Genomic DNA, 4,942 nt, shown 5'->3' with positions numbered 1-4,942 from the left:
GTCCGCGCGCAGCTCCTGCGGCGCCACCCAGCGGACGTCGGCCACCTCGGCCGGGTCCGGGTCCAGCGGCACGTCCACCGGTACCCGGCCGACCACGACGTGGTCGTACTCGTGCTCGATCCGGCCGGTCTCCGGGTCCTCCGCCCGGTAGAGGTACACGCCGGCCTCCGCCAGCTGCACCCCGCGCAGCCCGATCTCCTCGACCAGCCGCTCGGCGGCGGCGTCGAACAGGCCCTGCCCCGGCGCCGGGTGGCCGCAGGTCGCGTTGGCCCAGCGCAGCGCGAACCGCGTCTTCACCTTGGCCCGCTGCTGGAGCATGACGCGGCCCTGTTCGTCCAGCAGCATCACCGAGTACGCCCGGTGCAGCCGGCCGGGCGCGGTGTGCGCCTCGGCGACCATGAGGGAGCCGAGGGCGGTGCCGCCCGCGTCGACGAGTTCCACCAACTGCGATTCCCGACTGGTCATGACGGTCTCCTGCCTCTTGTGATGAACGGTTGCGGCGGTGCTGACGGGGCTGGGGCGGCGCCGGGTGCGGCGTCGCCCCCGGGCTGGTGGCCCAGCTCGCGGGAGAGGGTCGGGACGTTGCCGCCGGGGCGGCCGGCGGAAGTCGCCGGCTCGGTCGACCGCCGCCGAATTCCCGGTATGGAAGGGGCTATTCGACGGCCGCGCAAAACCGGAGCGGGCCGCTCTCCCGATGTGTCCTGAGTGCCGATTCGGCCGGGTCGTACGATCCCGCCGGCGCCTTGGCGCACCGCGCCGCGGTCCGGCGGTCATCCCGGGTGCATCTGGTCCGGAGCGGTTGCGGCATGGTCGGGTGGGCAAGAGGTGCGGCGGTTCTGTTTACCGCGCCGCCGCTGATGTGTGCGGGCATTTAGCCGGACGCCGGCGATGCCGTTTGCCGATGGACCGGCGCTTGCGAATCGGTTCTTCATCCGACCTCTTTTCCGGGTTCGCGTAAGGCGGGCGAGTTCGGTCCGCCACATGGCCGGCGGGGTACGGGCGGCGGAGTCCGTGCGGACGGTCCCGGCGGGGAGCCGACCCCGCGGGACCAGGTGGCGAGCGGGCGCCGGGGCGTCTCCGACGTGGGAGTTCGGCCGGCGTGCCGCGGCGGTGAGGCGTCGGCCCGGCACGGCGCGGAGCGGAGTTCCCCGTCATCCGCCGTTCCCGGCTTTTTCGCCGGGCCCGCGTTCTGCGTATTTCTGCATGACGGAACTCTGCCTGGCTCGTGCCCTGTTTAACATTTCCCCCCAGTGAGCGTTCGTGTCCCGCCGGCGGAGTCACGATCCGAACGGATGGGAGGATCGCGATCCCGCCGTGCGAAAAACATTCTGCAACACGAGTGGCCCTCGTCAAGGGGAGGCCGGTGTACTTAGCTAGTTGTTGTCAGTCCTGGAGGCCGCTGTCCCCGCCGCACGTCGCCTGCACTGCGCGGCGGGCCGGCTCTCGCCCCAGCTATATCCTCGGGTACTGAATATGCCGAAGGGCGGCGTTCCGTGAACATAATCCGGCTGCCGCACCGGCGGTGTTTTCACGGCCGGAATGCGCGCGGATTCGGCGGTTCACCCGGCCGCGCTTCCGGCGAGCCCGCGCTCCACGGCCGCGACGATCCGCGGCCGCAGCTCCTCCGGCCGGATGATCGCGTCCACGGAACCCACCCGCTGCGCCCGCTGGATCGAGTGCACGCCGTCGAACTCCGCGGCCACCTCGCCCAGCTTCTCCGCGCGCACCGCCGCCCACGTGCTCTCCAGCCGGTCGGCGAGCCGTGCCCGCTCGCCGCCCGAGGCGGCGGCGATGCGGGCCTCCAGGTCCGCCACCCGCGCGTCGGCCGCGGTCCGGGAGTCGACGTCGGCGGCGAAGACCACCGCCGCGGCCGGCGCACCGCCGAGGACCGAGGCGTACGAACCTTCCACCGCCAGCACCGTCATGCCGGGGTTCAGCGCCTTGGAGAACACCACGAACGCGCCGCCGTGGTAGCGCGAGATCACGCAGAACACGATCGGACCGCGGAAGTTGACGATCGCGCGGCCGATCTCGGCCCCGTACTCCAGCTGCAGCTCGCGCATCGACTCCGGCGAGCCGTCGAACCCGGACAGGTTCGCCAGCACCACCAGCGGCCGGTTCCCGCTCGCCGCGTTCACCGCCCGCGCGACCTTCTTCGACGAGCGTGGGAACAGCGTGCCCGCCGTATACGCGTCCGGGCCGTCGGTGGGCGGGAAGCCGTGCCGCTGCACCGACCGCGACTCGATGCCCACCAGGCACACCGGGCGCCCGCCCAGGTGCACGTCCTGGACCACCGCGGTCTCCGCGTCGGCCATGCCGGCCCAGCGCTCCAGCACCGCGTGGTCCTGGTCGGCGAGCGCGCGCATCACCGTGCGGATGTCGAACGGCTTCTTGCGGTCCGGGTTCGTCGCGGCGGAGAAGATGTCCCCGACCGTGGTGAACTCGCTGCCCTCGGCGACGTGCGGGAAGTCGCTGACGTCCCGGTCGACCGGGTCCGCGGTGCCGGCCTTGCGGGGGCCGGTCTCGCCGGGCAGCACGTAGCTGTGGTCGTAGTACGACAGCAGCACGTCCCGCGCCGCCTTCAGATCCGGCGCCCAGTACTGCGCCTGCCCGTTGGGGCCCATCACCCGGTCGTAGCCGCCGATGCCGAAGTTGTCCTCGGCCGAGACGCCGCCGGAGAAGTCCAGCGACCGCTTGCCGGTCAGCACCATCGCCGAGTCCGGGGTCATCACGAGCACGCCGCGGGTGTGCATGAGCATCGTGGCCTCGGCGTTCCAGTACGGCTGCGCGCCGACGTTGACGCCGGCGACGACGACGTTGATCTCGCCGCCGTCCTGGGTGAAGTGGACGATGCGCCGCAGCGCCCGCGCGATCCAGTCCATGTTCTCGGTGCCCGAGTCCATCGCGATCCGGGCGCCCGCGGACAGCGCGTACCACTCCAGGGGCACCCGCATCCGCTCCGCCAGGTCCAGCGCCGCGATCACCCGCGCGCACTCCGCCTCGGAGAGCGCGCCCAGCGACTTGACCGGGTCGCCGAGGAGCACGACGCGGGTGACGCCCTCCGGGTAGCGCTCGGTCGGCGTGGTGGCCACGCCGGCCACGATGCCGGCCTTGTTGAGGCCCTTCGGCCGCCGTACGGGGGCCAGCGCACCGGAGTCGTCGAGGTCGTGCTCGGTGAACGAGCCGCCGGCGCCGCCGATCAGGTCGAACAGCTCGTACGGGTAGACGCTGCCGCGGCGCCGCAGCCGCAGCACCTTCTGGCCGTAGTCGTCGAGCGGCTGGATCAGGTCGGTCGGCGGGTCGGTGACGCTCAGGCGGACGCCCCCGGCGCCGTCGTACGACACCTGCACCGCGGCCGGTACCGGCCCGCCGCGCCCGTCGGGCCGGGAGCCGAGGAACAGCACCTCCTCCACGCCCAGGCCCCGGGTCGTCGGCAGGATGCGCCGCGCCACCGCGTTCAGCTCGGTGAGCGTGAGGCCCGCGCTGGGGGTGCGGACGTTGACGAAGATGCGGTTGGTGTCCTGGCGCTTGCTCGCCGGCCGCCGGATCTGCTCCTTGCGGATCGCGTCCAGGCAGGCGCCGAGCGCCGCCTCGACCTCGGGCAGCGCGAGGATGCGCCCCTCGTCGTCCCGCAGCGGCGTCAGGTCGCGGACCTGGGCCATCGCGACCAGCCGCTCGTCGGCCGGGTTGCTCGGCGCCACGCACCGCAGCAGGTAGACGTCCTCGTTCGCGGACGGCAGCCGGGTGAGGTCGAAGTTCCGCAGCCGCCGCAGCAGCAGCCGCTGGCCGATGAGCGGGTGCATGCCGCGCATCAGCTTGTCCTCCGCGGGACCGGCCGGGGACGGCAGGAACGTGAAGTGGTGGGGTGTTGCGCCGTCGCGCCCGGCGACGGTCGTGGTGATCCGGTGCAGTCCGGCGGGCAGCGGGCCGGACAGCGCCGCGCGCAGCTCGGCGGCCATCTCGTCGGGCTCGGGGCGCGGGCCGGTCCTGGTGAGGTAGAACTCGGCGACGACGGCCGTCGGGTCCGGCTCGGCGGCGGCCACCTCCGCCATCGTCGTGGCGGCCCCGGTCAGGTCGCCGAAGTCGGCGACGGTCACCAGCAGCAGGTGCGGGACGCCGTCGAGTTCGTAGCGGCCGGAGACGAACGGCCGCCCCGCGACGGTCTTGCTGTGCACGTCGGTCAGCCGGTGGTCCCGGTAGGCGCGCCGGATGAGGACCTCCAGCAGCGGGTCCGTCTCGGCGCCCTGCCGGTCGACGCGCTCGCCGAGCAGCTGGATGAGCGACTCGGGGCTCGCGACCATGTCGGCGATCCGCGTGCCGCGGTCGGCGGCGTCCGGGTGGGCATCGAGGTAGCGCAGGTGCTGCCGTACGCGGTGGTAGACGTGGGTGCGGGTGCGGTGCTGCCGCGGCTGCGCGTACCAGCGGAACACCAGGCTCCGCGCCAGGCCGCCGACGAGCGGGAAGCGCAGCTGCGTCGCGCGGATCAGGTGCTCCAGCGCCTGGCTCACGACCTGGCGCAGCCCGGCGGGCGGCGGGTCCTCGGTGAGCCACTGCTGGAGCAGCGCGGTGACCATCGCGACGTCGGCGGCGGCGTCCTGCCGGGCCAGGAAGATCCGGAAGACCGCCTCCTCCAGCGCTGGCGTACGGTCCAGCCCGTCGATGCCGTAGTGGCCCAGCGCGCGGGTCAGCCGGCCCTGGAACGTCTCGGAGAGCCCGGCGCGTTCGGCGTCGAGGCTCTGCAGGTACGTGTGGAAGAACTCCCGCGGGCTGCGCACCCAGGTCTCGGCGGCGCTCTCCTCGTGCTCCGGCTTGTTGCGGCTCAGCTCGGAGATGTCGGCGAAGACCTCCAGCAGCCCGGCCTCCGCCGCCAGCGGACGCTCCGGCAGCCCGGCGCGCACCATGAGGTAGGCGCCGAGGGCGTCCGCGGGCCCGGCCGGGTCCG

2 protein-coding genes are annotated in these 4,942 nt (G+C 73.3%); both read right to left on the bottom strand.

All coding sequences use genetic code 11. The features are described from left to right. On the bottom strand, window positions 1–465 hold a 465-nt coding region (idi, locus tag H5J30_RS17510; protein ID WP_181788356.1), incomplete at its 3' end, for an isopentenyl-diphosphate Delta-isomerase. A 1,094-nt stretch (window positions 466–1,559) separates the two neighbouring features. After that, window positions 1,560–4,942: carboxyl transferase domain-containing protein (locus H5J30_RS17505; RefSeq protein ID WP_309505557.1), on the bottom strand; the 3,383-nt coding region annotated here is incomplete at its 5' end.

Source organism: Streptomyces phytophilus, from assembly GCF_013870535.1.
Lineage (GTDB): Bacteria > Actinomycetota > Actinomycetes > Streptomycetales > Streptomycetaceae > Streptomyces > Streptomyces phytophilus.
This window is presented reverse-complemented; position numbering and strand designations above follow the sequence as displayed.